The organism is Streptomyces sp. NPDC087787, assembly GCF_044743035.1.
Classification (GTDB): Bacteria; Actinomycetota; Actinomycetes; order Streptomycetales; family Streptomycetaceae; genus Streptomyces.
This window is the reverse complement of the sequence record NZ_JBIUVQ010000001.1, coordinates 292,995-317,759: the sequence shown is the minus strand read 5'-3', so window position 1 is coordinate 317,759 and position 24,765 is coordinate 292,995. Positions and strand designations below refer to the sequence as shown.

The window sequence follows — 24,765 nt, the reverse complement described above, 5'->3', positions numbered from 1 at the left end:
CGGCTCAGATCAGGGCGGCGGCCTCCTGCGGGGAGAGGCCGCCGCCCTCCGCGTACGCGGCCTCGTACGCCTCGTCGCCGAGCAGTTCCCTGGTGCGCGCGACGACCCCGTCGCGGACGTGGCGCTCCATGGACGAGGCGACGTGGCGGGGCGGCAGCAGGGCGTCGGCGGCGCCGAGGCAGCGGACGGCGTCCCGGGCCCGGCGGCCGCCGTCCACGCCGGCCAGGGCCGTGGCGGCGATGGTCAGGTACGCCGAGGGCATATGGGGCGCGATGGCCTCGGACAGCGGGTCCTGGGCGCGCTGGAGGGCCCGGCGGATCTTGTCCAGGGCGTCCTCGTACAGGCCGTCGACCGCGTCGACCCAGGCCTCGGCGCCGAGGATGAAGGCGTCGAAGACGACGAAGTGCGAGATGCCGAACTCCTCGCGCAGCAACCGCAGTTGTTCGCGCGCCTCGGGGATGCGTCCGGTCATGCCCAGTCGGCCGGCGAGGTAGAGGCGGGCGGGGGGCATGGCCTCGTTGTGGCTGTTCCGGCTCTGCTCGACGACCTCCCACAGCAGCCGTTCGCCCTCTTCGGTGTCGCCCGCCTCCATCAGCGCGCTGCCCAGCCGGGCGGTGAGGACGGTGACCTGGGCGGCCGCGCCGAGGCGTTCGGCGTGGTCGATGGCCGACCGGTAGTCGGCCGCGGCCGACAGGTAGGCGCCGGTGCGCTCATGGGCCTCCGCGCGTGCGGAGAGCGCCTCGGCGGTACCCCAGGCGTCGTCGAGACGGCGGAAGATCTCCAGCGACTCGTCGGCGTCCCGGCCGGCGTCCCCGGCCCAGTCGGTCCGGTTGGCCAGCAGGTTGGCGCGCCACTGGAGGGCGTGGGCCAGCTCCCACTCGAATCCCGGGGTCTCGCGGCAGGTGCGTACGGCGGCGTCGGTGACCTCGAGCAGGCGTTTCACCTCGCCGGTCAGCATCACCGCGAACATCCAGAGCATGCCGGGACTGCGGCAGAGCTGCGGCTGGCCGGGCTGGTAGACCTGGGTGATGAGCCGCAGTTTCCGTTTCGCCTCGGGCGACTCCCAGGCCTCCAACTCGGTGTCCATGCAGGAGAGACGGACCAGGTGCAGACCCCGTCGGGCCTCGGCGAGCACCTCGCCGGTCATCGGGGGCGGGGCGTCCGTGCACCGCTGCCAGACGGGTTCGGCGGGCCGGACCGGCTCGGTGAAGGGGTCGGGGCCGAACTCCATGAACTCGCCGCACCAGTTGCGGGCCTCGAGGCGCATGTCGCGCATCTGCCAGTAATTGGCGAGCGAGAGGATCAGGCACAGGCCCTCCTGCTCGTCGCGTGCGGCGACGGCGTGACGCAGCGCCGTGCGCAGGTTCTCGTACTCCAGCTCGATCCTGGCCATCGCCGCACGCTGGCTGGAGCCGCGCATCAACGGCTCGGTGGTGCGAGCCAGTTCGCGGTAGTGCGTCAGGTGGGCGCGCTCGGTGGCGGTGCGGCCGCCGGTCTCGTCGAGCCGTTCCCGCGCGTACTCGGCGACGGTCTCCAGCAGCCGGTAGCGCATCCCGCCGTCGGCGGCGGGGGCGGCCACCACGAGGGACTTGTCGACGAGGGAGGCGAGGGCATCGAAGGCGGCGGGGCCGCACACGGCCTCGGCGGCGGCGAGGTCGCAGCCGCCGGCGAAGACGGACAGCCTGCTCAGCACGTACCGTTCGTCGGCGTCGAGCAGGTCCCAGGACCAGTCGACGACGGCGCGCAGGGTCTGCTGGCGGGGCAGGACGGTACGGCTGCCCGAGGTGAGCAGGCGGAAGCGGTCGTCGAGCCGGTCGGCGATCTGCCGCGGGGTGAGCATCCGCAGCCGGGCGGCGGCGAGTTCGATGGCCAGCGGCAGCCCGTCCAGGCGCCGGCAGATCTCGGCGCAGGCGTCCGCGGTCTCCTGGTCGGCGTCGGTGCGGAAGCCGGGCCGTACGGCGGCCCCGCGTTCGGCGAGCAGCCGCAGCGCCACCGGGTCGGGCAGGGGCTCCACCGGCCGCAGCACCTCGCCGGGTATGCCGAGGGGTTCCCGGCTGGTGGCGAGGACGGTGAGGTGCGGGCAGCGCGCCAGCAGCTCCTCGACGAGACGGGCCGCCGCGTCGACGACGTGCTCGCAGTTGTCGAGCAGGAGCAGCATGCGGCGCCGGGCGCAGTGCTCGACCAGCCGCTCGACGGGGTCGTTGTGCCGGTCGGCGACCGCGGCCCGCATCTCCTCGGCACCGGCGCCGTACAGCACGGTCTCGCGGGCGCCGACGGCCGTGAGCACGGCCCCGGGCACGGCCTCGGCGTCGTCGACGGGCGCGAGCTCGGCCAGCCACACGCCGTCCGGCGGCACCGGCCGCACGGCCTCGGCGGCCTCCTGCGACAGCCGGGTCTTCCCCGCCCCGCCCGGCCCGAGCAGCGTCACGAGACGCGCGGCGTCCAGGTCGGCCCGGATCGTCCCGATGTCGGCCTCGCGGCCCACGAAGGAGGTGATCCGGGCGCGGAGGTTGCTCGGGGGCCGGGCATCGGGCGTACCGGGGCCCACCTCCTCGCCCGCGGCAGCGTCCGGGACGCCGGCGGCGGACCCGGCGAGGGGTACCGCCGAGGGAGCACCGCGGGAGAACACCGCCGAGGGGACGGCGGCCTGCCCCGCGGCACGCGGCCCGGACGCCGCGCCGGGACCAGACACAGCGGTCCCGGCCACACCCGGACCGGACGCCGCGCCGGAACCGGGCTCAGCGGTCCGGGCCCCGCCGCCCGCGACCGGGCCGGACACCGCACCGGGACCGGGCTCAGCGGCCCAGCCCCCAGCGCCCGCGACCGGCCCGTGCGCCGGCCGCGTCCCGCCGGTGGGCCGCAGCAGCTCCGCGTGCAGCGCGCGCAGTTCCGGGCCGGGGTCGGAGCCGAGGCGGTCGGCCAGCAGCCGGCGTACGTCCTCGTAAGCGGCCAGGGCCTCGGCGGTGCGGCCCGCGTCGCGCAGGGCGCGCAGGCGGAGGGTCTGGAGCGGTTCGTCCAGGGGGTGCGTCTCGCACAGCGCGGTCAGCTCGGGCAGGCTCCGCTCGGCGTGCCCGAGGGCGAGGGCGGCGCTGAGGCGGGCGCGGCGCACGTCCAGGTGACGGGTATCCCAGCGGGCCGCCTCGGCGGTGCGGTCGGGCAGGTCGGCGAGGGCGGGGCCGCGCCACAGCGCGAGGGCGTCGTCGAGGACGGCGGCCGCCTTCGCGGGGTCGCCGTCGCCCAGCGCGCGCACGCCCTCCCCGGCCAGCCGCTCGAAGCGGTGCAGGTCGACGTCGTCGGTCGCGGCGGCGAGCCGGTAGCCGCCCTCGGCCGAGGCCACCGCGTCCGCGCCGAGCGTCCGGCGCAGCCGCCCGACCAGGGCCTGGAGCGCGCCGGTGGCGTCGGCGGGCGGCTCGCCGTCCCACACCTCGTCGACGAGGGCGCGCACCGGGACCGTACGGCCGGGGCGCAGGGCGAGCACGGTCAGCAGGGCACGCAGCCGTGCCCCGCCGAGCGGGACGACGGTGCCGTCGGGGCGGAGTGCCTGGGTGGTGCCGAGGATGCGATAGCGCACGGGGTCCATTGTCTCCGGTGGTCTCACGGACGGTCACGGGATTTCGGCGGCGCGGCGCGCGGGCGATGCGGGAACCCGTGGCCCCGGACGGGACGTTCCGCCCGTGTGCCCGGTACGGTCGGGCTCGCCGCACGAACCGTACGAGCACAGGAGCCGTCCCCCATGACGTCCGTCACCACCCGCCGCGGCGACCGCCGGATCAGCCCCGTCTTCCTCGGCATCCTGGCCGTCACTGCGGTCGGGGGCTGGGCGGCCTGGACCGGTTTCGCACCGATTCCGGCCCGGCCGGGTCTGGCGGTGTTCGTGTTCGTGACCGCGGCCTGGGTGGTCTCACTTTGTCTTCATGAGTACGCCCATGCTCGCACCGCCCTGCACAGCGGCGACATCACAGTGGGAGAGAAGGGGTACTTGAGCCTCAACCCTCTCGCCTATACGCACGCCGTGCTGAGCATCCTGCTTCCGCTGCTGTTCCTGGTCATGGGCGGGATCGGGCTGCCCGGCGGCGCGGTGTTCATCGAGCGCGGCCGGATCCGGGGCCGCTGGCGGCACAGCCTGGTCTCGGCGGCGGGACCGCTGACGAACGTGCTGTTCGCGGCGGTGTGCACGGCACCGTTCTGGTCGCACGCGCTGGACGGCGTGCCCAGCGGCTTCCGGTTCGCCCTGGCCTTCCTCGCGCTGCTGCAGGTGACGGCCGCGATCCTGAACTTCCTGCCGGTCCCGGGCCTGGACGGCTACGGCGTGATCGAACCCTGGTTGTCGCACAAGATCAAGCGCCAGGTGGAGCCGTTCGCACCGTTCGGCCTGATCTTCGTCTTCGCGCTGCTGTGGGTGCCCTCGCTCAACATCGCGTTCTTCGACGTGATCCACACGCTGCTGCGTCACCTCGGCGTCGGCCCCCTCGACCAGTACTGCGGTCACGAGCTGTACCGCTTCTGGCAGGGCACCAGCGAGTTCTGCCCGGTCAGCCGGTGACGGAGCTGTCCTGACCCGTCCGGCCGCGGCGGGCGTAGTACCAGGTCATGTTGGACGACAGTCCGGCCAGCAGGATCCACACCACCCCGAGCCAGCTGCCCTGGACGAAGGAGACGACGGCCGCGGCCACGGACAGCAGGCAGACGATCAGGGCGTAGAGGGCGAGGCGAGGCATGGGGTCGGCTCCTGTCGGGGGACACTGCTACGGCCACCAGTGTCCCCCATGGACTCATACGTCCGTGATCCGGAGCCCCGCGTGCGCCTTGTAGCGGCGGTTGACCGAGATCAGGTTCGCGACCAGCGACTCCACCTGGTGGGCGTTGCGCAGCCGGCCCGCGAAGACGCCCCGCATGCCGGGGATGCGGCCGGCCAGCGCCTGGACGATCTCCACGTCGGCGCGCTCCTCGCCGAGGACCATCACGTCGGTGTCGATCCGCTCGGTCCCGGGGTCCTGGAGGAGGACGGCCGACAGGTGGTGGAAGGCCGCCGTCACCCGTGAGTCCGGCAGCAGGGCCGCGGCCTGCTCGGCGGCGCTGCCCTCCTCCGGCACGAGCGCGTAGGCGCCCTTCTTGTCGAAGCCGAGCGGGTTGACGCAGTCCACGACGAGCTTGCCGGCCAGCTCCTCGCGCAGGGCGTCGAGGGTCTTGCCGTGGCCCTCCCACGGCACGGCGACGATCACGATGTCGCTGCGGCGCGCGGTCTCGGCGTTGTCGGCGCCCTCGACGCCGTGCCCGGTCTCCTCGGCCGCCGCCCGGGCCCGTTCGGCCGCGCGCGAGCCGATGATCACCTTCTGCCCGGCGCGGGCGAGCCGGTAGGCCAGGCCCTTGCCCTGCGGGCCGGTTCCCCCGAGCACGCCCACGACCAGCCCGGAGACGTCGGGGAGGTCCCAGGGGTCCTTGGCGGGGGCCTTGTGTGCACTGTCGCTAGAGGTCATGGGCCGACTCTACGTCCGCGGCCCCGCCTCCGCCGGGTCCCCCGGAAGGGCGAACGCCGGTCGAAGTCCGCCCCGCCCGTACCCGCTTGCGGCAGGATGCGCGCGTATGGACGCCGTACGGGTCGCGCTGCTGCGCGAGGTGCTCGCCGGGACCGAGTGGCTGGGGGCCACCCGGCGCTTCGCGGGGGTGCTGCGGGGGTCCGTGGTGTCGCACGGGGGCGGGCTGCTGCTCGTGGGCACCCCGCAGGACGAGCCCTGGCACCTGGCGGCCCACCTGGTGGACGAGGCCGCCTGGTCGGGCACCCCGGAGCTGGCCCCGACGCTGGTACGGCACGCCCCGCGCCCTTCGGACCGGGCGCATCTGGCCGTGGGCCTGGGGCGGCTGGCGGCGGCCCGGCGCGGCGAGACGCTGCTCGTGGTGGCCCCCGAGGAGCCCGCCCCGCTCCTGGAGCGGGTGCACGAGGCCCGGCGGGCCGGAGCGACGGTGCTGGCGCTGGGCCCGGGCGGGGGCGAGCTGGAGGCGATGGCGCACGAGACGCTGGCGGTGCCGCCCGGATCCGAACTGGACCTGGACACCGTGCAGCACCTGGTGAGCGCGGCGGCCGGGGAGAACCCGCTGCCGGCCCAGCGCGGCCGCGGCCGCCTCCGGGACCGCCTGTCCCGACTGACGGACCTCCTGACGGCCCCGCCACCGCCGCGCTGGTAGCGGGGCGCACGGAGAACCGGTCGCCGCCGGCGCCGCGCCTGCCGACGGCGGCCCTTCCTGACCTCTCCCACAGCCTGGGCAGGGGGATTCCCGGCTCGAGCGGCTCGTTCGACCAGCGAGCGAGCCGCCGCCGTGCGCGCGGCCGCGTGATCGGCGTGAGCGGCGCCTTCGGGGCTGTTCAGCCCTCCTCGGTGCCGCCCGTCGGGGCGTCGTGCCAGCGGGGGTCGTTCTCCCACTCGAGGTTGCGTTCGCGGGCGGTGTCCATCGCGTGCTGGGCCTCCTCGCGGGAGGTGTACGGGCCGAACCGGTCCTTGGCGGGGCACTCGGGCCCCTCCTCGACCTTCTTGTGCTCCAGGCAGTAGTACCACTCGCCCGGCTTTCCTGCGGTCCGCTTCTTGAACAGGGCCATGACCAGCTCCTCTCGCCACGGACATGTTCCCCCATCGCCCCCGGATAGACTCGCCGACATGTCTGGCCAGTCGCTGCTCGTCCCCGGGGAGCTGTCCCCGCCCCGTTCCGTGCCCGGAAACATCCGCCGCCCCGAGTACGTCGGCAGGCCCGCACCAAAGCCGTACACGGGGCCGGAGGTGCAGACGCCGGAGACCGTCGAGGCGATGCGGATCGCCGGGCGGATCGCCGCGCAGGCCATGGAGGAGGCGGCCCGGCACATCGCGCCCGGCGTCACCACGGACGAACTGGACCGGGTGGCGCACGAGTTCATGTGCGACCACGGCGCCTACCCCTCCACGCTCGGCTACCGCGGCTTCCCCAAGTCGCTGTGCTCCTCGGTCAACGAGGTCATCTGCCACGGCATCCCGGACTCGACCGTGCTGCGGGACGGCGACATCGTCAACCTGGACGTGACGGCGTACATCGGCGGGGTGCACGGGGACAACAACGCGACGTATCTCGTGGGTGACGTGGACGAGGAGAGCCGCCTGCTGGTCGAGCGCACCCGCGAGGCCCTCAACCGCGCGATCAAGGCGGTCCGCCCCGGACGGCAGATCAACATCATCGGCCGGGTCATCGAGTCGTACGCCAAGCGGTTCGGCTACGGCGTGGTCCGGGACTTCACCGGCCACGGCATCAACACGTCGTTCCACTCCGGGCTGATCGTCCCGCACTACGACAGCCCACACGCCACGACGCTCATCCAGCCCGGCATGACCTTCACGATCGAGCCGATGCTGACGCTGGGCACCTACGAGTACGACGTCTGGGACGACGGCTGGACGGTCGTCACGAAGGACCGCAGGCGCACCGCCCAGTTCGAGCACACGCTGGTGGTGACGGACTCGGGGGCGGAGATCCTGACGCTGCCGTAGTACCGCTCCCCTCCGCTGTGGCCCGCTCCCTCCGGGGGCGGGTCTTCGGCAGGGTGTGAACCGTACGCGTCAGCGCTCCAGGATCACCCGGCCGCCGACCTCGACCCAGCCGCCCGGTTGGGGGGCCGTGAGGATCTGGGAGCCTGTGCCCTGGGTGATGTTGAGGGCTCGGCCCAGTTGGGCCGTGAGCAGCAGGGCCGCCGCGCCTGTCGCCTCGTCCTCGTCGATGCAGTCGTCGCGGCCGGGGAAGGCGCGGGCGCGGATGCGGCCGGCGGCCTCGTCCTCCCAGGCCCAGGCGTAGATCCACTCGCCGGACGGCGGTACGGGCAGGTCGTCGACCTCGGCGGCGGTCGCGTACTGACGCAGGGTCCGCGGCGGGGCCCACTCCGGGCGGGCCTCGATCCAGGTGAACTCGCCGTCCAGGCGGGTTCCCACGGTCCCGGCGGGGGTGACCAGTTCCGGCACGTCCAGGAGCCACGCCACCCCCACGCACGGGTGGCCCGCGAACGGCAGGCGCAGGGTGGGGGTGAAGATGTCGATGACGCCACGCTCGGGGTCGTCGACGAACACCGTCTCGCTGAAGCCGAGTTTGGCGGCCATTTCCTGGCGGTCGTCCCGGTCGGGGACGCGCGAGCCGTCCCGGACGACACCGAGTTCGTTCCCGTAGCCACCGCGCGGCCCGCAGAAGACGCGCAGCACGTCGTAATCAGTCACCCGGGCATTGAAGCATCGCGGCGGTGCCGTCCGGTTCGGACGGCACCGCCGCCGACGCGGATCAGACGTGGCGTCGAGCGTGCCCTTGTCGTACGTGCCCCGGCCGGAGGGGAAGCGGAAGAGGGCGCCGCCGTCCTGGGCCCCGCCGGTCAGGGTCCACTTGCCGCGGGCGATGTCGCCGGTGACGTACTCGCGGAAGGTGCGGCGCACACCCCAGTCGACGGCGCCGTTCACGAGCGCCCGGTGCGAAGCCGCCTTCTTGGGCGCGGACTTGGACGGGGTGGGCGTGGGCGAGGGGGACGCCGCCTTCGCTGCCGGGCGTACGTCCGCCGCGAGGCTCACCGGGTCCAGCGGGGTTCCGGCCGCGTAGTAGCCGGCGAAGGACCGTGCGCCCTGGGTGGTGAGGGTGGCGGGCAGGTTGTCGAGGGTGGTCCGCGCCGGGGAGGTGCCGGCCCTGGTGGGCCCCAACGGCGCCGGAAAGTCGACCTTGTTGGCCGCGCTCACCGCCGATCTCCCGCCCACGGGGGGCGTGGTGCGTGTTCACGGCCGTCCGGCCCACGAGTGGTCCGCGCCCGAACTCGCGCCGCGCCGCGCCGTGCTGCCGCAGTCGGCGGCGCTCTCCTTCCCCGTCGCCGTCGAGGAGGTCGTGCGGAAGGGCCGTGCCCCGCACGCTCGTCCCCGGACGAGGACGAGCGGATCGTGGCCGAGGCGATGGCCGCCACCGAGGTGACCGCGTTCGCGGCGCGCACGATCCCCGCGCTCAGCGGCGGTGAGCGGGCCCGGGTCGCGCTCGCCCGGGTACTGGCCCAGCGGGCACCGCTGCTGCTGCTCGACGAGCCGACCGCCGCGCTCGACCTGAAGCCAGGAGATGGTGCTGCGGCTGTGCCGGGACAGGGCGCACGCCGGGGACGCGGTCGTCGTGGTGCTGCACGATCTGGGACTGGCCGCGGCGTACGCGCACCGGGTCGCGATCCTGTGCGCCGGTCGTGTCGTGGCCGACCGCCCGCCCGCCGAGGTCTTCTCCGAGGAGCTGCTCTCCCGGGTCTACGACCAGCGGGTCGAGGTGCTGCCGCATCCGCGTACGGGCGCGGTCCTGGTGACCCCCAGACGGAGCCCTTGACCCCGACTTGACCTACCCTTTGCCCGTTGTTGGCACATTCGCGATCAGTTCGTTCCCGTACGCGGATCATGAGACAGGAATCACGGTCCGCACGGGTGGGAACCAGGTAAGCCTCGGTTAAGTTAGGCAAGCCTCACCAATGGTCGTGGGGTGTCAGGTCACCTTCCAGCCACTTCCGGGAGCCCTCGTGCGAGCCGTCCGCTTCTCCGTCATCACCGCCGCGGCAGCGGTCGCGCTGACCGCCGTGACGGCCTGTACGCAGAAGAGCGGCACCCAGGACACCGACCGGGTGGTCGACGTGACCGCGAAGGACGACTCCTGCGAGGTCTCGAAGAAGGAGTTCCCGGCCGGGCACGTCGAGCTCACCATCGAGAACAAGGGCTCGAAGGTCACCGAGGTCTACCTCCTCTTCCCGGACGACCGGATCGTCGCCGAGCGCGAGAACATCGGTCCCGGCATCAAGCAGAAGATCACCGCCGAGGTGAAGGCCGGCGACTACCTCATCGCCTGCAAGCCGGGCATGAAGGGCAAGGGCATCCGCCAGGAGGTCAAGGCGACAGGCGGCGCGGTCTCCAAGCGCGACCCGAAGCTGGACGCGGCCGTCGCCGATTACCGCCAGTACGCCCAGGACCAGGCCGACGAGACCCTGCCCCGTGTCGAGGCCTTCGTGAAGGCGATCAAGGCCGGCGACGTGCCGGCCGCCAAGAAGGCGTACGCGATCTCCCGCCTCGGCTGGGAGCGCACGGAGCCGGTCGCGGAGTCCTTCGGCGACATCGACCCCAAGGTCGACGTCCGCGAGGACGGCCTGGAGGACGGCCAGAAGTGGACCGGCTGGCACCGCCTGGAGAAGTCGCTGTGGAAGGACGGAAAGATCGGCGCCGAGGAGAAGTCGCTCGCCGACCAGCTCCTCACCGACCTCAAGGACTGGCAGCAGCGGGTGGGCACCGCCGAGATCACCCCGACCTCCATGGCCAACGGCGCCAAGGAACTCCTCGACGAGGTCGCCCAGGGCAAGGTCACCGGCGAGGAGGACCGCTACGCCCACACCGACCTGGTCGACTTCAAGGGCAACGTCGAGGGCGCGCAGAAGGCGTACGAACTCCTCAGGCCGGTCGCCTCGAAGAACGACCCGGCGCTGGCCAAGGAGCTCGACAAGCAGTTCGCCGCGCTCGAGACGCTTCTCGACAAGTACCGCGAGGACAAGACGTCGTACGAGTTCGTCTCCTACGACAAGGTCGGCAAGGACGACCGCAAGGAGCTCTCGGACGCGGTGAACGCGCTCGCCGAGCCGCTGTCCAAGCTCGCCGCGGCCGTCGTGAAGTAGTGAAGCAGTGAAGCAGAGGCTGGAGATGACCGATACCCAGGGCAGCACTCCGTCCCGCCGCGCCGTGATCGGCTGGGGCGGGGCGGGGATCGCGCTCGGCGCCGTCACGGCCGGCGGCGCGGTGGCGATGACCAAGTCCGGCTCCGACCTGGACCCGGTCGGCACGGAAGCGGGCGGCGCGGTGGAGTTCCACGGCGCCCACCAGGCCGGCATCGCCACAGCCGTGCAGGACCGGCTGCACTTCGCCGCGTTCGACGTGAAGACCGACGACCGCGCCGAGTTCGCAGCGCTGCTGAAGGACTGGACGGCCGCCGCACGCCGGATGACCGCCGGCAAGGAGGTCGGCGAGGGCGCGTACGGCGGACTCCCCGAGGCGCCGCCCGACGACACCGGCGAGGCGCTGGGCCTCAACCCCTCGCGGCTGACGCTGACCATCGGCTTCGGGCCCACGCTGTTCGAGAGGTTCGGGCTGCGGGACAGGCGGCCGGCCGCCCTGGTGGACCTGCCCAAGTTCCCCGGCGACAACCTGGACCGCTCCCGCACCGGCGGCGACCTGTGCATCCAGGCCTGCGCGGACGACCCGCAGGTCGCCGTGCACGCGATCCGCAACCTGGCCCGCATCGGCTTCGGCAAGGTCGCCGTCCGCTGGTCCCAGCTCGGCTTCGGCAAGACCTCCTCCACCACCCCGGACGCCCACACCCCGCGCAACCTCTTCGGGTTCAAGGACGGCACCCGCAACATCGCGGGCACCGAGACCGGCCGGCTGACGGAGCACGTCTGGGTCGGCGACCAGGACGGCGGCGCGAACGACGCCTGGATGCACGGGGGTTCGTACCTCGTCGCCCGGCGCATCCGGATGAACATCGAGACCTGGGACCGGGCTCCGCTCCAGGAGCAGGAGGACATCTTCGGCCGAGACAAGGGCGAGGGCGCGCCGGTCGGCAAGCCCAAGGAGCACGACGAGCCGTTCCTGAAGGCGATGAAGCCCACCGCGCACGTACGGCTCGCGCACCCCGACTCCAACGACGGCATCACGATCCTGCGCCGCGGCTACTCCTTCACCGACGGCACCGACGGCCTCGGCCGCCTGGACGCCGGACTGTTCTTCCTGGCCTACCAGCGCGACCCGCGCCACGGGTTCATCCCGCTCCAGCGCAGGCTGGCGGCGTCGGACGCGCTCAACCAGTACATCCAGCACGTTGGTTCGGCGGTCTTCGCGATCCCGCCCGGCGTGCGTGACACGCACGACTGGTGGGGCCGCACCCTGCTGTCCGAGGAGGCGTGACCCGTGTTCTCCAACTATCTGATCGGCCTGCGCGAGGGGCTGGAAGCCAGCCTCGTCGTGTGCATCCTCATCGCCTATCTGGTCAAGACCGGCCGCAGGGACGCCCTGAAGCCGATCTGGACCGGTATCGGCATCGCGGTCGCCATCGCCATGGGCTTCGGCTGCGTCCTCGAATTCGGCTCCCAGGAGCTGACGTTCCAGGCGCAGGAGGCGCTGGGCGGAAGCCTGTCGATCCTCGCGGTCGCCCTGGTGACCTGGATGGTCTTCTGGATGCGGCGCACCGCCCGGCACTTGAAGTCCGAGCTGCACGGCAAGCTGGACCAGGCGCTGGCGATGGGGACGGGCGCGCTGGTCGCCACCGCGTTCCTGGCCGTGGGCCGGGAGGGCCTGGAGACGGCGCTGTTCGTGTGGGCGTCGGTGCACGCGGCCTCCGACGGCACCCCGCGCCCGCTCATCGGTGTCGCCCTCGGCCTTGCCACGGCCGTCCTGCTCGGCTGGCTGTTCTACCGGGGCGCGCTGCGGATCAATCTCGCCAAGTTCTTCACCTGGACCGGCGCCATGCTGGTCGTCGTCGCGGCGGGTGTGCTGGCATACGGCCTGCACGACCTCCAGGAGGCCGGCTGGGTCCCGGGGCTCGGCAACCTGGCCTTCGACATCAGCGGGGCCGTCCCGCCGGACAGCTGGTACGGCACGCTGCTGAAGGGCGTGTTCAACTTCCAGCCCGACCCGACGGTGCTTCAGGTCACGGTGTGGCTGCTGTACTTGGTCCCGACGCTCACCTTCTTCTTCGCCCCGGTAGGGTTCGCCTCCGGGAAGAGGAAGGTGACGGTGGCTGATGAGCAGGGTTCGCGGCCCTCGCAGGCTTCGCAGGCTTGAGCGCTGGGCGACGGCGACGGTCACGGCGGCCGCGCTGACACTGACGGCCGGCGGGTGCGTGGTGGTGCACGGTGAGCGCGAGGTGCTTCCGGCCACCACCCCCGCGGAGGCCGCGAAGGCGCTGAATCGGTTCACCGAGGCGTACAACGCGGCCGACAAGGCTTACGACCGCACCCTGGACGCGGACTTCGTCGTCGGCGCGCTCGGCGCCATCGACGGGGCGCGGCTGAAGGCCGGGCGCGCCAACCACCCGGAGGGCAACCCCGCGCACACACCGCTGACGCTGACGGACGCCAGGTTCACGATCCCCCAGAAGGCGGGCTGGCCGCGCTGGTTCCTCGCCGACGCCAAGGGCAACAAGGGCGGGAACCAGCGCTGGCTGATGGTGTTCCTGCGCTACGGCGTCACCGAGGAGTGGCGGGTGGCGTATCTGACGCTGGTGGCCCCCGGGGACATACCGGAGTTCCGGAAGGACGAGGGCGGCCTGGCCGAGGCCCTGCCCGCGAGCAGCGGCGATCTGGCCGTCGTGCCGGGCGACTTGAGCCAGGACTACGCGACGTACCTGAGCAACGGCGGGGACACCTTCGCCGACGGCCCGCACACCACCGGCTGGCGCGAGCTGCGCGACAGGGCCGCGAGCCGGCCGGGGCTGGCGCGGCAGTACATCGACCAGCCCAGGACGGACGGCGCCTTCGCCCCGCTGGCGCTGCGCACCGCGGACGGCGGGGCACTGGTGTTCTTCACCACCCGCCACTACGAGAAGCAGACCGCCGCCGAGGGCGCCTCCGTGCCCACCCCCAACAAGGACGTCCAGGCCCTCACCACGGGCGAGGTCAAGCAGTCCCTGACGATGGAGTTCTTCTCCAACGAGGTGGCCCTCGACCCGCCGAAGGGCGCGGCCGGACAGCAGGTGTCGATACTGGCCCGCGTCCAGGGCCTGACCTCGGCCCAGGGCGGGTAGGAGCCGGGCGCCCGCGGGTTCCCCCGGGGTTCAGCGGTGCAGGGGCCAGGTCGAGGAGTGGGGGTCCGATGCCCCGGCGGCGTGGCGGGCGCAGGCGTCGGTGAGGGGTTCCAGCAGGCTCAGGGGGTCGGGGAGGGCGTACTCGGGGCCGCGCAGCCAGCGCACCCGCTGGTCGTCGTCGCCGGGCAGGCGGGCCGGCGGGACCAGGACGTAGGAGCCGCGGCAGTGCCAGCGCAGGCCCGGGTGCTCGTCCATGGTCTCCGGGTGGCAGTCCAGCTCGCAGGGCCACCACTCGTCCTCGTCCTCGGGCGTGCCGCGGGTGAGGGTGAAGAACAGCATGCGGCCGTCGTCGCTCTCGGCGACCGGACCGACCTCGACGCCCTCGGCGAGCAGCCGCTCCAGGGCCTCGTTGCCGGCCTCCAGGGGCACGTCGAGGACGTCGTGCACCATTCCGGTCGCGGTGATGAAGTTGGCCTGCGGCTGGTGCCGGGCCCAGCGCTCGATCTGGGCGCGGTCGGTGGTCGACTGCGTCTGCCAGGCGAACGACACCGGGTGCCGGGCGGGTGTGGGACAGCCGACGCGGACGCAGGAGCAGCCGTATCCGGTGGCCGGGTGCGCGGCGGGCGCGAGGGGCAGTCCCGCGGTGGCGGCGGCGAGCAGCAGGGCCTCACGGCCGCCGTCTCCGGCGGTCTCCTTGGGGCGGCGTCCCCGCAGCCACCTGGTGAGTTTGCCCTCCCGGCCGGTACGACCGCCGAACTCCGCGCTCATTTATCCCCTGACTTCGCTGGTGTGGACAGCATGTCCCATGCTGCCACCATCCTCCGCCTCGGGGGGCCGGAGCCCGCAACCGGGGTGGCCGGGGCGGTGCTCAGCGGGGCGCGAGCCCGTGCAGCGCGTAGTCGACGAGGGTGTCGGTGTACTCGTAGGAGACGGGCGCGGTGCGCTGGAGCCAGCGCTGGGCCAGCGGGGAGACGAAGAGTTCCAGGGCGATGCGCGGGTCGATGTCGGGGCGTACGGCGCCGGTGTCCTGGGCCGAGCGGAGCCTGTGGACGTACAGCTCGAGCTGCGGCTGGAGCAGCTTGGCCACGTACTGCCGGCCGAGCTGGTCGTTCACCAGGCCCTCGGCGGCCAGGGCCCGGGCGGGCGCCTCGAACGCCGGGTCGAAGAGTGCGTCGACGGTGGCGCGCAGGACGGTCTTGAGGTCGGCGGCGAGGTCGCCGGTGTCGGGGATCCCGTGGGGCTGCCGGTCTGCCCCCGCGTCCTCCTGCCGGGCCGCTGCCTGTTCGCCGAGGTCGAGGAACGCCTCCATGAGGACGTCCGCCTTCGAGGGCCACCAGCGGTAGATCGTCTGCTTGCCCACCCCGGCCCGCGCGGCGATCGCCTCGATGGTGGTCTTCGGATACCCGGTCTCGGCGACGAGCGCGAGGGCGGCGGCGTAGATCGCGCGGCGGGACTTCTCGCTGCGGCGGCTGGCGTCGGGGGCGGGCTTGTCGGGCATGCGCCGACGGTAGCAGGGCGGGGAGACGGTGCGTCTCGCCGCTCCCGGCGGGCCGGGTCCGGTCGCCTAGCGCGTCGGGTCGGCAGGCGGCCAGGGGTCGCCCCAGTCCGTGTCGCGGGCCGCCTTGTACAGGTCGCCGTGGCGTTTGGTGACCGTCTCGCGGCGCAGGTCCTCGTCGGGCGCGCACAGGTCGAGCAGGACCTGGCCCTTGCGGATCTGGGGGCGGCGGACGACGCGTGCGGGGGCGGGGGTGACCGGGAAGCGGGTGGCGGCGACGTAGCTGAACTTCTCGTCCTCGTAGGCGAGGGAGCCGCCCTTGACCTGCCGGTGCAGGGAGGACCGGCTGACCCGGGCCGAGAAGTGGCACCAGTCGGTGCCGGGCACGATCGGGCAGGCGGCGCTGTGCGGGCAGGGCGCGGCGATGTGGAAGCCGGCCGCGATCAGGCGGTCCCGGGCCTCGATGACGCGGGCGTACCCGTCGGGTGTGCCGGGTTCGACGACCACGACGGCGTGGGCGGCGGCCGCGGCGGCGTCCACGACGGCCGCGCGGTCGGGCGCGGTCAGCTCGCCCAGGACGTAGGAGACGGTGACGAGGTCGGTGTCGTCGAGGGTGAGCGCCGCGCCGATCCGGGCGCGCTGCCAGCGGGCGTCCCGCAGGGCCGGGTCGGCCTCGGCGATCCGGCGGCCGAGGGCGAGCGCGGGCTCGGCCCAGTCGAGCACGGTCACCGGGCGGATGCCGTCCCAGGTGGCGGCGGTGGCCCAGGCGGCGGCGCCGGTGCCGCCGCCGACGTCGGTGTGGCCGGCGGGCGTCCACTCCGGCGCGGCCTCCGCGAACGCGGCCAGCGCCGAGCGCACCGCCTCGAAGGTGGCCGGCATCCGGTACGCGGCGTACGCGACCACGTCGGCGCGGTCGCGCAGGATCGGCGCGTCGGTGGGGGTGCTCCCCCGGTAGTTGGCGATCAGCCGCTCCACGGCCCCCGCGGCCTGCCGGGGCGGCAGCCCGTCGAGCAACCCGGAAAGCGCGGCACGGAGAGTCTCCGACGGCGGTACAACGTCGTTCACCGTCCGATTCTCTCAGGTCCGGCGAACCTCCAGAACCGCCCCCGCAGCCCCGGCGGACACCGCGGACCGCCCACGCCAGCGGGGCCGGCACGCTGGACAAGATGGGCGTCGCCCCTCGCCTGCGCCGGCCACGGGCCGCCACCACGCGTAGAGGTGTGCGCCTCTCTCAGGCCCGGCGGGCGCCACGCACCGCTCGTGACAGGCGTGTCGCCGCTGTCGCGCGGGGGGCGCTCGACGGGGGGCGGCGGCGGGGGTGGACCGTGTTGGCCAGGAGGATCAGGAAGGTGTCCGTTGCCCGGTCGAGGGTCAGGGACGTGCCGGTGAAGCCCGTGTGGCCCGCTGCTCCGTGGCCCGCGAGTTCGCCCATGAACCAGGGCTGGTCCACGGCGAAGCCCAGGCCCGGTGGGGCCAGGAGCAGGTCGACGAGGTCGGGGCCGAGGATCCGGGCGGGGCCGTAGGAGCCTCCCGCGAGCAGCGCGCGGCAGAGCACCGCGAGGTCGGGGCCCGTCGAGAACAGGCCCGCGTGACCGGCCACACCTCCCAGCGCCCAGGCGTTCTCGTCGTGGACCTCGCCGCGCAGCATCCCCCGGTCCGCCTTGGCCCACGGCCGCCGCTGGTCCTCGGTCGCCGCCGCGCCGGGGCACGGGCCGAAGCGGGTGGACGCCATGCCCAGCGGGCGGGTGATCCCGTCGCGGACCAGGACGTCCAGGGTGCGGCCGGTGATCCGCTCCAGGACGTGCTGGAGCAGCAGCGGGTTGAGGTCCGAGTAGGTGTACGTGCCGGGCACGCCCACCGGGGCCTCGGCGCGCAGCATCGCCGACCGGGAGGCGGCGTCGGGGCAGTCGTACAGCGGGAGTTCGGGGCGCAGCCCGGAGGTGTGGGTGAGCAACTGCCGTACGGTGACGCCATGAGCGGCGGCCGCCCGGAACTCCGGCAGGTACGCCCCCACGCGGGCGTCGATGCCCAGCGTGCCCCGCTCGATCTGCTGCACGGCGGCGACCGCGGTGAACAGCTTGGTCAGGGAGGCCAGGTCGAACGGCGTGTCCACGGTCATCGGCACCCGCCGGCCGGCCGGGAGTTCGACGCCCCGGTCGGTGGCGGGGTCGTAGGACGCGTACCGCACCGCCCAGCCCGCCGCCTCGGCGACGGCGACCACCGGGCCGCGTCCGGCGAGCACGACGGCGCCTGCCGCCCAGGGGTGCTCCCCGGTGGTGAGCTCGTGGACCTCACGGACGAGGTGACGCAGCTCGGCGGGGTCGAGTCCGGCCTTCTCCGGTGTGTCCCCGCGCAGTCTCGGTGCGCTCAGCTCTCCTCCTGCACGCTCTCGGCCGCATGTGGCCTCCAGGGACGGCACATTCCCATGAAGCAGGCCAGCGCCACCAGGGCGGCCGCCAGTTGGACCAGCGCCATGGGCACGGCGGTGTGCTCCCCGGCGATCCCGACCAGCGGGGAGGCGACCGCGCCGATGAGGAAGGAGGACGTGCCGAGCAGGGCGGACGCGGAACCGGCGTGCTCGCGGGTGCGCATCAGCGCGAGCGCCTGGGTGTTGGGCAGGGTGACGCCCATCGCGGACATGAGGACGAACAGCCCGGCGGCCACGGGCACCAGGCCCACCTCGCCGAACACCCCCGTGGCCATCAGCAGCAGGGCGGCCGCGGCCAGGATGACCACCACGAGGCCGACGGCCAGCACCCGGTCGAGGCGGACCCGGCCGACGAGCACCCGGCCGTTGACCTGGCCCACGATGACCAGCCCGACCGAGTTGAGTCCGAACAGCAGGCTGTACGTCTGCGGGGAGGCGCCGTAGATCTCCTGGATCACGAACGGCGAGGCGGCGATGTAGGCGAACAGCGCCGCGAAGGCGAAGCCGCCCGCGAGCAGGTATCCGGTGAAGGCGCGGTCGGCGAGCAGCCGGCGCATCGAGCCGAGCGTCTCGCCCACCCCGCCGCCGTGCCGGCGGTCGGGCGGCAGGGTCTCCGGCAGCCGGGTCCAGACGACCACGGCCAGCAGCGCCCCGACCACCGTCAGGACGACGAAGACGCCCCGCCAGTCCGTCACCCGCAGGATCTGCCCGCCGATCAGCGGCGCCACGATCGGGGCGACGCCGGATATCAGCATCAGGGTGGAGAAGAAGCGGGCCATGGCCACGCCGTCGTACAGGTCCCGCACGACCGCGCGGGCGATCACGATGCCGGCCGCGCCCGAAAGGCCCTGGGCCAGCCGGAAGGCGACCAGCGTCTCGACGTTCGGGGCGAGCGCGCACAGCGCGGTGGCGAGGACGTAGACGGCGAGCCCCGCCAGCAGCGGGCGGCGGCGCCCCCACCGGTCGCTCATCGGGCCGACCGCCATCTGCCCGAGCGCCATCCCGGCCAGACAGGCGGTCAGCGTGAGCTGGACGGTCGCGGCCGGGGCGTGCAGGGACCGGGTGACCTCCGGCAGGGAGGGGAGGTACATGTCCATCGCGAGCGGAGGCGTCGCGGTGAGCCCGCCGAGGATCAGGGTCACCAGCAGCCCGGTGCGGCGGGCCGAGCGCGCCGGTGGTCCGGCGAGTTCCCGCTCCGGTACGGCCGTCCGCGGCGCGTGCGGTGCGGGCGCCCCACCCTCCGACATGTGTGTCCCTTCCTCTCCCGGCCCGCTCGTGGCCTTCTTCGGCCCTCTCCGGGCCTCTCCGGCTGATCCGCCGCCTATGCTCTCAGCTCGTACACCGTGCCGGGGAACGCGTGAGCGAGGGTGAGGTCCGGGATGTCGGAAGTGTCCGGGGTGGCGGAACAGACGGTGCGCTGGGGCGTTCTGGCGACCGGCCAGATCGCGGCCGCGTTCACCGCGGACCTGGTGGACCTGCCGGACGCCGAGGTCGTGGCGGTGGCCTCGCGCACCGAGGAGCCGGCGAAGGCGTTCGCAAAACGGTTCGGGATCCCCCGGGCGTACGGCGACTGGGAGTCGCTCGCCCGGGACCCGGACGTCGACGTCGTCTACGTCGCCGCCCCGCACACGGCCCACCGGGCGGCCGCCGGCCTGTGCCTGGAGGCCGGACGGAACGTGCTGTGCGAGAAGCCGTTCACGCTGAACCTGCGGCAGGCCGGGGAACTCGTCGCGCTCGCCCGTGAGCACGACCGGTTCCTGATGGAGGCCATGTGGATGTACTGCAATCCACTGATACGGCGTCTGAAGGCACTGGTCGACGACGGCGCGATCGGCGAAGTGCGCACCGTTCAGGCCGACTTCGGGCTCGCCGGCCCCTTCCCGCCCTCGCACCGGCTGCGCGACCCTCACCTGGGCGGCGGGGCGCTGCTCGATCTCGGCGTGTACCCGGTGTCGTTCGCCCAGTTGCTGCTCGGCGAGCCGTCGGACGTGACGGCCAGGGCGGTGCTCTCCGCGGAGGGCGTCGACCTCCAGACCGGCGCACTGCTCTCCTGGGACGGCGGCGCGCTGGCCCAACTGCACTGCTCCATCACGGGTTCCACGGCCACCTGCGCCTCGGTCACCGGGTCCGGGGGCCGGATCGACGTGCCCTCCGGCTTCTTCCACCCCGACCGTTTCGTGCTGCGCCGACACGGCCGTGACCCGGAGGAGTTCACCGCGGACCCGGCCGACGGTCCGCGCTCCACCCTGCGGCACGAGGCGCGGGAGGTGATGCGGGCCCTGCGCGCGGGCGAGACGGAGTCCCCGCTCGTGCCGCTGGAGGGCACCCTGGCGGTGATGCGGACGCTGGACGCGGTGCGGGAGCGGATCGGCGTGCGGTATCCCGGAGAGGCGGACGGACCGGACGCCGGGCGGGCCCGGGAGGCCGCGCTCGCCTGAGCCCCGCGACACCGGCGGGCGCCCGCAGGCCTCCGCGACCCTCGTCGGCATCCGTATGGCGGACAGCGGATTCCGCTTGGCGGACCGTCCTCGTACGCTCCGATGCCATGAACGACAGGCAATCGAAGATCGCGGTGGTGACCGGAGCCGGCTCGGGCATCGGGCGGGCCGTCGCCGTGGAACTGCTGCGCGCGGGCTGGTCCGTGGCTCTGGCGGGGCGCCGCCCCGAGACGCTGGAGGAGACGGCGGCGCTCGCCCCGGGGGCCGCCTCCCTCGCCGTGCGCACCGACGTGGCCCGGCCGGACGACGTGGCCGCGCTGTTCGCCGCCACCGTCGACCGGTTCGGACGGGTCGACCTGCTGTTCAACAACGCGGGCACGTTCGGGCCGGGCGGCGTACCGGTGGAGGAGCTGTCCTACGAGGCGTGGCGGCACGTGGTGGACACCAACCTCAACGGGGCCTTCCTGTGCGCCCAGGCGGCGTACCGGCGGATGAAGGAGCAGGACCCGCAGGGCGGCCGGATCATCAACAACGGCTCGATCTCGGCGCACACGCCCCGGCCCCACTCGGCGCCCTACACCGCCACCAAGCACGCCCTGACCGGCCTGACCAAGGCGCTCTCCCTGGACGGCCGGCCGTACCGGATCGCGGTCGGGCAGATCGACATCGGCAACGCGGCCACCGACATGACGGCCCGGATGGAGTCGGGCGTCCTCCAGGCCAACGGGGAGGTGGCCCCGGAAGCCGTGATGGACGTGGCCGACGTGGCGCGCACCGTGCGGCACATGGCGGAGCTGCCGCTGGAGGCGAACGTGCAGTTCGCGACGGTGCTGGCGACGACGATGCCGTACGTGGGGCGGGGCTGAGCCGCCCGGAACGGGCCCGAACGGCCCGGGACGGACGCCGAACCGGGCCGCAGGCAGGCGATCCGCACAAGCGGAGTTCCATGTTCCGCGCGATCGGGGCCGGTGGCGCGCCTATGCTCGACAACTCCTCCATCAGAGCTTCACAGATGGGGACACGCGCTTCCGCCGGCCGGGTCCAGAGCCACACCTCGGGGGGAGGCGGCAGCCGTTCCACGGCGTCGGCCGGGGGTGGATTTCGCGGCAGGACCGCGGGATGCGCGCCGGTGCGCGGAACGGCTGCCGCACGGACGGCTCAGCGCCGGTGGCGCCCCCCGGACGCGGCGGCCGCGGCCCGGCGCCGGCGCAGCGCCCACACGCCGCCGGCCAGCAGCGCGACCGTACCGCCCGCGCCTTCCAGCAGCCGCCAGGCCGAGGGGCCGTCGGCCGCCGCCGCGCCCGGCGGCCCGGCGGCGGCCGGGGCCGCCTGCTTCACGGGCGAGGTGTCCGTGTCCGCCTTCTTCCCGCCCTCGCTCAGCGGCTCGACCAGCGTGCCGACGGGCCGCGCGGAACCGCCCTGCCCGAAGCCCCAGTCGAGCAGGGCGGCCGTCTCCTCGTAGACGGCGTTGCTGCCGGCCGCGGGGTTCAGCACCGTGGCCAGCAGGGTGCGGCCGCCGCGTACGGCCGCGCCGGTGAAGGTGTTGCCGGCGTCGCTGGTGTAGCCGTTCTTCACCCCGATCAGGCCGTGGTACGCCTTCAGGCCCCACGCTCCGGTCAGCAGGCGGTCGGTGTTCTGGATCTGGAAGGTCCTGCTCCGGCCGGCCGGGAAGTCGGCGGCGTGCGTGCCGCAGTAGCCGCGGAAGTCGGCCTTGCGCAGTCCGTGCCGGGCGATCAGCGTCAGGTCGTACGCCGAGGACAGCTGACCGGGGTGGTCGAAACCGTCCGGACTGACCACGTGGGTGTCCAGGGCCTGGAGGTCCTGGGCCCTGGCCTGCATCTCGGCGACCGTCTTCGCCACCCCGCCGTTCATGTGGGCGAGCACGTGCACGGCGTCGTTGCCCGAGCGCAGGAACACGCCCTGCCACAGCTGCTCCACCGTGTAGGTGGTCCCGGCCTGGATCCCGACGAGGCTGGAGCCCCTGGGGATGTCGGCCAGCTCGGCCTCGGTGACGGTGTGCCGCTCGGCGCGGTGGAACTTCCCTAGCACCGTGTCCGCGAACAGCATCTTCAGCGTGGAGGCGGGCGCCAGGCGCTGGTGCGCGCGGTAGGCGGCGAGCACGTGCCCCGTCTCCCCGTCGGCGAGGAGCCAGGCACGGGCGGTGAGTCGGCCCGGCAGGCCGGTGGCGCCGCTCACCTGCACCTTCGTATGGGCCAGCCGCTCGCCGCCGATCACGGTGGCGGCGCGGGCGGGGGCGGCGGCCGCGGCCGGACCGGTGGCGGTCACGGTGCCCAGCGGGGCGGCCGCGGCGAGGGTGAGCAGGGAACGCCGGGACGGGCCGTGGGGGGACCGAGAGGAAACACGCACCCCGGGACCGTACAGAGCGAGCCTGAGCCCGTGTGCGACATGTCCTCAAAGTCTGATCAAAAGATCATCAAAGGACGAGTCGCCGAATGCCCTGTCGAATCGCGCCCCGGCCCGCGCAGCGCCCACGCCGCGCCCTCGGCCCCCGGCCCGCGGCTCCTCAGCGCCCCAGGATGCGGTCGGTCTCGGCCAGGTGGGCGGCGGTCAGCGGGCCCTTGGCGAGGGCGCCCGCGTTCTCCTCGGCCTGGGCGACCGAGCGGAAGCCGGGGATGGGAACCGTCCGCCCGCTGCGCGCCCACAGCCAGGCCAGGGCGCCCTGGGCGAGCGTACGGCCGCCGCTGGTGAGGACCTCGCGCAGCGCCTCGGTGCGGGCCAGCCACTCCGGGTCGGCGCCGGCGCCGTTCCCGAAGCCCTTCAGCCAGGCGGGCGGCCTGCTGCGGATGTCCCCCGCCTCCAGGGGCGCGCGCCCGGCGTGCTTGCCGGTGAGCAGTCCCATGGCCAGCGGGCTGCGGTTCACGCTCGCGAGGCCCCGCTCCTGGCACAGCGCGAGCATCCCGGGCGCGTCCTGGAGCACGTTCAGCGCGTGCTGCACGGCCGTGCAGTGCTCGCCCTCGGCGAAGACGGCCGCGCGGGCGGGGTCGTCCGTGCTCCAGGCGTAGGCCCTGATGAGCCCCTCGGCCACGAAGTCCTCGCAGGCGTCCCGCAGGGCGGCCGCGTCGCCGGGCCGTGCGTCGGAGATGTGCAGCTGGTACAGGTCGACGTGGTCGGTGCCGAGGCGGGCCAGGGACGCGGTGAGCGCGCGGCGCGCGTGCTCGGGGGTGGCGTCCTGGCCGTCGGCGGTGCGGGTGCGCTCGTCGAACAGGTTGCCCCACTTGGTGGCGACGACGACCTCGTCCCGCCGCTTGCCCAGGGCCCGCCCGAGCACCCGCTCGCTGTGCCCGCAGCCGTAGACGTCCGCCGTGTCGAAGAAGGTGACGCCGAGATCGAGGGCGCGCCGGATCGCCCGTACGGACTCCTCGTCGTCCACCCTGCCCCAGCCGAGCGGCTGCCCGTCCGCCGACCGCCACTCCCCGCCGATCGCCCAGCACCCGAAGCCGAGTGCGCTGACCTCGATCCCGCCGTGTCCCAGTGTCCTTGTGCAGGTGGTGGTCTCCATGCCCCGGGACGCTACGAGTTGGAGCGCACGCGAGGGCAAGGCCCGGTACGGGATCCGTGTCGGTGGGCTATGCCTGGCCGGTCTCGAACCGCGAGATCCGGCCGTCGTCGGTGATGGTGAACGACCACCGAGTGCGCATCTCGCCCCAGGTGTCGTTGCGGTAGCGGGCGATGAGGGCGCGACCGCCGGCGGACTCGTTGTCGACATTCATGTGGCCGTGCGTGGAGAAGATCTCCTCCTCGATCCACTCCGCGAGGTCGCGGTCGGCCCCGTCGTCCGCCATGGTCGCGCCGGGCGCGAGCAGTTGCATGAAGCCCTCGCGGTCGTGGGCGTTGACGGCGGTGACGAAGGCACGGACGGCCGGGTCGCTCAGTCTGGCGGTCTGAATCGTCATGTCGGCAGCGTCACACCGGTCCCGGGGACCCCGCCACCCGGACGGCGCCCAGGACAGGCCGTCGGAGTGTGGGCGGTGCGACGGTGGACACCCGGAAGCGGTCCGAAGCCGCTGTTCCTCCGCCGTCCGCCTGGGAGCCACCGTGACCTGTTACGACCGACGCGATCTTGGCCTGCTGCTGCTCCGGCTGGGTACCGGCGGCGTGCTGGCCGCGCACGGAGCGCAGAAGCTCCTTGGCTGGTTCGGCGGGGGCGGGATCGAGGGGACCGGCCGGTTCATGGAGTCCGTGGGCTACCGGCCGGGGAAGGCGAGCGCGATGGCGGCCGGGCTGTCGGAGGCCGGCGGCGGCCTGCTGCTTGCCATGGGCCTGGCGACCCCGGCGGCGGGCGCGGCGGCGGCCGGCGCGATGGCGGGGGCGGCGGCTGTGCACGCGCCCAGCGGCTTCTTCGCCCAGAGCGGCGGCTACGAGTACGCGGCCTCGCTCGGCCTGACCTCCGCGGGCCTGGCGATCACGGGCCCCGGCCGGCTCTCCGTGGACCACGCCCTCGGACACACCGTCAACCGCGGCTGGATGGTCCCCACGGCGTTCGCGACGGTGGCCGCGGCGACGTCCTTGGTCCTCGGCGCCCGCGTCCGGCGGCTGCGCCAGGAGAAGGAGGGCGAGCAGGAGGCCCTCTTCAAGGAGTAGCGAGGACCGGCAGG

Annotated in this window: 23 protein-coding genes and 2 pseudogenes; 11 read left to right on the top strand and 14 right to left on the bottom strand. The window is 73.7% G+C overall.

Annotated features, from left to right (window positions below; translation table 11 throughout):
- Positions 1–4: 4 nt before the first annotated feature.
- Positions 5–3,580, bottom strand: a complete 3,576-nt coding sequence (locus ACIOWN_RS01515) for an AfsR/SARP family transcriptional regulator (RefSeq protein ID WP_401980229.1) — start codon at positions 3,578–3,580, stop codon at positions 5–7.
- 153 nt (positions 3,581–3,733) lie between these two features.
- Here ACIOWN_RS01515 and ACIOWN_RS01510 point away from each other — a divergent pair, with 153 nt between their 5' ends.
- The gene (locus tag ACIOWN_RS01510) at positions 3,734–4,543 is read left to right on the top strand and encodes a site-2 protease family protein (protein WP_401979678.1); all 810 of its coding nucleotides are present in this window, start codon (positions 3,734–3,736) and stop codon (positions 4,541–4,543) included.
- Here the strand turns inward: ACIOWN_RS01510 and ACIOWN_RS01505 are convergent.
- The gene (locus ACIOWN_RS01505; protein ID WP_362347669.1) at positions 4,533–4,718 is read right to left on the bottom strand and encodes a hypothetical protein; all 186 of its coding nucleotides are present in this window, start codon (positions 4,716–4,718) and stop codon (positions 4,533–4,535) included. The two genes, ACIOWN_RS01510 and ACIOWN_RS01505, sit on opposite strands and share 11 nt — an antisense overlap.
- Before the next feature lie 54 nt (positions 4,719–4,772).
- The gene (gene npdG / locus ACIOWN_RS01500; RefSeq protein WP_401979675.1) at positions 4,773–5,477 is read right to left on the bottom strand and encodes an NADPH-dependent F420 reductase; all 705 of its coding nucleotides are present in this window, start codon (positions 5,475–5,477) and stop codon (positions 4,773–4,775) included.
- 106 nt (positions 5,478–5,583) lie between these two features.
- On the opposite strand from npdG, the gene ACIOWN_RS01495 reads away from it, so the two are divergent.
- The gene (locus ACIOWN_RS01495) at positions 5,584–6,183 is read left to right on the top strand and encodes a hypothetical protein (protein WP_362347666.1); all 600 of its coding nucleotides are present in this window, start codon (positions 5,584–5,586) and stop codon (positions 6,181–6,183) included.
- Between the two features lie 178 nt (positions 6,184–6,361).
- On the opposite strand, the gene ACIOWN_RS01490 is transcribed toward ACIOWN_RS01495, so the two are convergent.
- Positions 6,362–6,592, bottom strand: coding sequence for a hypothetical protein (locus ACIOWN_RS01490; protein WP_326802230.1), 231 nt, complete (start codon positions 6,590–6,592; stop codon positions 6,362–6,364).
- 58 nt (positions 6,593–6,650) lie between these two features.
- Between ACIOWN_RS01490 and map the strand changes: the two genes are divergently transcribed.
- A complete protein-coding gene (map, locus tag ACIOWN_RS01485; RefSeq protein ID WP_362347664.1) occupies positions 6,651–7,508 on the top strand; it encodes a type I methionyl aminopeptidase in 858 nt (285 codons plus the stop codon).
- A 69-nt stretch (positions 7,509–7,577) separates the two neighbouring features.
- Here the strand turns inward: map and ACIOWN_RS01480 are convergent, their stop codons facing one another.
- Together ACIOWN_RS01480 and ACIOWN_RS01475 are read right to left on the bottom strand one after the other, a co-directional pair.
- On the bottom strand, positions 7,578–8,222 hold the full coding sequence (locus ACIOWN_RS01480) for a PhzF family phenazine biosynthesis protein (RefSeq protein ID WP_362347787.1): 645 nt from the start codon (positions 8,220–8,222) through the stop codon (positions 7,578–7,580).
- A gap of 138 nt (positions 8,223–8,360) precedes the next feature.
- Positions 8,361–8,726, bottom strand: a pseudogene (locus ACIOWN_RS01475) (HtaA domain-containing protein); the annotation flags it as partial.
- On the opposite strand from ACIOWN_RS01475, the pseudogene ACIOWN_RS01470 reads away from it, so the two are divergent.
- The 5 genes and pseudogenes from ACIOWN_RS01470 to ACIOWN_RS01450 all read left to right on the top strand — a co-directional run bounded on the left by ACIOWN_RS01470 (position 8,620) and on the right by ACIOWN_RS01450 (position 13,788).
- Positions 8,620–9,342: pseudogene (locus ACIOWN_RS01470) on the top strand (heme ABC transporter ATP-binding protein). The pseudogenes ACIOWN_RS01475 and ACIOWN_RS01470 sit on opposite strands and share 107 nt — an antisense overlap.
- A gap of 187 nt (positions 9,343–9,529) precedes the next feature.
- On the top strand, positions 9,530–10,666 hold the full coding sequence (efeO, locus tag ACIOWN_RS01465; RefSeq protein WP_362347663.1) for an iron uptake system protein EfeO: 1,137 nt from the start codon (positions 9,530–9,532) through the stop codon (positions 10,664–10,666).
- A 25-nt stretch (positions 10,667–10,691) separates the two neighbouring features.
- The gene (gene efeB / locus ACIOWN_RS01460; RefSeq protein ID WP_362347661.1) at positions 10,692–11,951 is read left to right on the top strand and encodes an iron uptake transporter deferrochelatase/peroxidase subunit; all 1,260 of its coding nucleotides are present in this window, start codon (positions 10,692–10,694) and stop codon (positions 11,949–11,951) included.
- Positions 11,952–11,954: 3 nt separating this feature from the next.
- Positions 11,955–12,827, top strand: a complete 873-nt coding sequence (gene efeU, locus ACIOWN_RS01455; protein WP_362347659.1) for an iron uptake transporter permease EfeU — start codon at positions 11,955–11,957, stop codon at positions 12,825–12,827.
- Positions 12,787–13,788, top strand: a complete 1,002-nt coding sequence (locus ACIOWN_RS01450) for a hypothetical protein (RefSeq protein ID WP_401979671.1) — start codon at positions 12,787–12,789, stop codon at positions 13,786–13,788. The genes efeU and ACIOWN_RS01450 overlap by 41 nt, the downstream gene beginning before the upstream one ends.
- Before the next feature lie 30 nt (positions 13,789–13,818).
- On the opposite strand, the gene ACIOWN_RS01445 is transcribed toward ACIOWN_RS01450, so the two are convergent.
- From ACIOWN_RS01445 to ACIOWN_RS01425, 5 genes are all read right to left on the bottom strand, one after another.
- Positions 13,819–14,556 carry a bifunctional DNA primase/polymerase gene (locus tag ACIOWN_RS01445; protein WP_401979669.1) on the bottom strand — a complete coding sequence of 246 codons (738 nt, stop codon included), beginning with the start codon at positions 14,554–14,556 and terminating at the stop codon, positions 13,819–13,821.
- A 100-nt stretch (positions 14,557–14,656) separates the two neighbouring features.
- A complete protein-coding gene (locus ACIOWN_RS01440) occupies positions 14,657–15,286 on the bottom strand; it encodes a TetR/AcrR family transcriptional regulator (RefSeq protein WP_362347654.1) in 630 nt (209 codons plus the stop codon).
- Positions 15,287–15,352: 66 nt separating this feature from the next.
- The gene (locus ACIOWN_RS01435; protein WP_401979666.1) at positions 15,353–16,348 is read right to left on the bottom strand and encodes a small ribosomal subunit Rsm22 family protein; all 996 of its coding nucleotides are present in this window, start codon (positions 16,346–16,348) and stop codon (positions 15,353–15,355) included.
- A gap of 166 nt (positions 16,349–16,514) precedes the next feature.
- The gene (locus tag ACIOWN_RS01430; RefSeq protein WP_401979664.1) at positions 16,515–17,702 is read right to left on the bottom strand and encodes a serine hydrolase domain-containing protein; all 1,188 of its coding nucleotides are present in this window, start codon (positions 17,700–17,702) and stop codon (positions 16,515–16,517) included.
- A complete protein-coding gene (locus tag ACIOWN_RS01425; protein WP_401979661.1) occupies positions 17,651–18,958 on the bottom strand; it encodes a multidrug effflux MFS transporter in 1,308 nt (435 codons plus the stop codon). Before ACIOWN_RS01425 ends, ACIOWN_RS01430 begins: the two co-directional genes overlap by 52 nt.
- 132 nt (positions 18,959–19,090) lie before the next feature.
- On the opposite strand from ACIOWN_RS01425, the gene ACIOWN_RS01420 reads away from it, so the two are divergent.
- Both ACIOWN_RS01420 and ACIOWN_RS01415 read left to right on the top strand, forming a co-directional pair.
- Positions 19,091–20,149: a Gfo/Idh/MocA family protein gene (locus tag ACIOWN_RS01420; protein ID WP_401979659.1), complete on the top strand. Its 1,059-nt coding sequence runs from the start codon at positions 19,091–19,093 to the stop codon at positions 20,147–20,149.
- 107 nt (positions 20,150–20,256) lie between these two features.
- On the top strand, positions 20,257–21,015 hold the full coding sequence (locus ACIOWN_RS01415) for an SDR family oxidoreductase (RefSeq protein ID WP_362347647.1): 759 nt from the start codon (positions 20,257–20,259) through the stop codon (positions 21,013–21,015).
- Between the two features lie 292 nt (positions 21,016–21,307).
- On the opposite strand, the gene ACIOWN_RS01410 is transcribed toward ACIOWN_RS01415, so the two are convergent.
- The 3 genes from ACIOWN_RS01410 to ACIOWN_RS01400 all read right to left on the bottom strand — a co-directional run bounded on the left by ACIOWN_RS01410 (position 21,308) and on the right by ACIOWN_RS01400 (position 24,063).
- Complete coding sequence (locus tag ACIOWN_RS01410; protein ID WP_362347645.1) at positions 21,308–22,516, bottom strand: D-alanyl-D-alanine carboxypeptidase; 1,209 nt, start codon at positions 22,514–22,516, stop codon at positions 21,308–21,310.
- Between the two features lie 157 nt (positions 22,517–22,673).
- Positions 22,674–23,669, bottom strand: a complete 996-nt coding sequence (locus tag ACIOWN_RS01405) for an aldo/keto reductase (protein ID WP_362347643.1) — start codon at positions 23,667–23,669, stop codon at positions 22,674–22,676.
- A 67-nt stretch (positions 23,670–23,736) separates the two neighbouring features.
- Positions 23,737–24,063, bottom strand: coding sequence for a nuclear transport factor 2 family protein (locus tag ACIOWN_RS01400; RefSeq protein ID WP_362347641.1), 327 nt, complete (start codon positions 24,061–24,063; stop codon positions 23,737–23,739).
- 142 nt (positions 24,064–24,205) lie between these two features.
- On the opposite strand from ACIOWN_RS01400, the gene ACIOWN_RS01395 reads away from it, so the two are divergent.
- Complete coding sequence (locus ACIOWN_RS01395) at positions 24,206–24,751, top strand: DoxX family protein (RefSeq protein ID WP_401979656.1); 546 nt, start codon at positions 24,206–24,208, stop codon at positions 24,749–24,751.
- Positions 24,752–24,765: the final 14 nt, after the last annotated feature.